1 protein-coding gene is annotated in these 1,015 nt (G+C 29.1%); it reads right to left on the bottom strand.

The genetic code is table 11. The annotated features are described in order from the left end of the window. Nucleotides 1-163 precede the first annotated feature (163 nt). Nucleotides 164-856 carry a LexA family transcriptional regulator gene (locus A9G30_RS10330; RefSeq protein ID WP_065579741.1) on the bottom strand — a complete coding sequence of 231 codons (693 nt, stop codon included), beginning with the start codon at nucleotides 854-856 and terminating at the stop codon, nucleotides 164-166. Nucleotides 857-1,015: the final 159 nt, after the last annotated feature.

Raw genomic sequence — 1,015 nt, 5'->3', positions numbered from 1 at the left:
TGAATCTCAATTTATCTGGAATTTCCAATTAATATCATTTAGCTATCTGGTTGCTATTAATGGGTTTATCAATATAGAAGAAATCAATGAGGGAACAAAATATCTAATATTCCCTCTAACTTTCAATTATATATTGAAAGTTAATATATAGCTATTAAAGGTATTAAAATATGTCTTTAATAAGAAGAACAACACGGCCTACAATATGATATTTATGAAAATCTGACTTGGGAACTTCAATGGTTGGATTCTGGCTATTATTACAAATTAATAACCAACCATTAAGTGTTAAACGAACCTTTCTTAAAAAGGTAATATCTTCGTATTCAATTAGATAAATTGCACCATCAACAATACCTGTTATTTCAGTGTTAAGAATTAGTCCATTATTGTTTTCGATTTCTGGTGACATTAAATCGCCTTTGGCCCAGTATATAATTAATTTTTTAGCATCTAAGCCACGGTGCTTAGCCCAACCCTCAATGATAGGATAATTCATCAATGGAGGGGTTTCTCTTACAAAACGTTCTTTTTGTGCTTCCTCTTTTGTTGGTAGTTGTTTATTATAAACAGGAATGCGATAAATATTTTCGCTGTAGATATCTTCATCGCTATTTTTAGAATCTACAAACTCTAGTTTATGTCCAGTAGCAAGCCAATTAAAAGAAACATTACATTTTTCAGCGATGACTTCCAAACGTGTCAGTGAAGGGTAAGTTTTGCCAGATAAGTAGTCTCGAATTACCGTTTCGGACATATCGCATTTTTTAGCGAAGGCTGAAACAGATAAACCTTGCATAGAGCTGAGCAATCTATCTTTAAAAGTTTTAACATTATTATTTTTAATTGTATTCATCTTTAATCCATTATATCTATCACTAGTTTATTAATTATAGTGCATTTTTTTATAGTTTTGTATATACCTATTATTTGGAAAACCGATTAAATTAATTTTATTTTTTCACTTTTTCGTTTTTTAAAATTTATATTTTTGTATTTCTCGTTTTTTAATGTA

This window comes from Gilliamella sp. Fer4-1, from assembly GCF_001690515.1.
Taxonomy (GTDB): Bacteria; Pseudomonadota; Gammaproteobacteria; order Enterobacterales; family Orbaceae; genus Gilliamella; species Gilliamella apicola_C.
The sequence above is the reverse complement of the archived record's forward strand: the minus strand, read 5'-3'. Positions and strand labels throughout refer to the sequence as shown.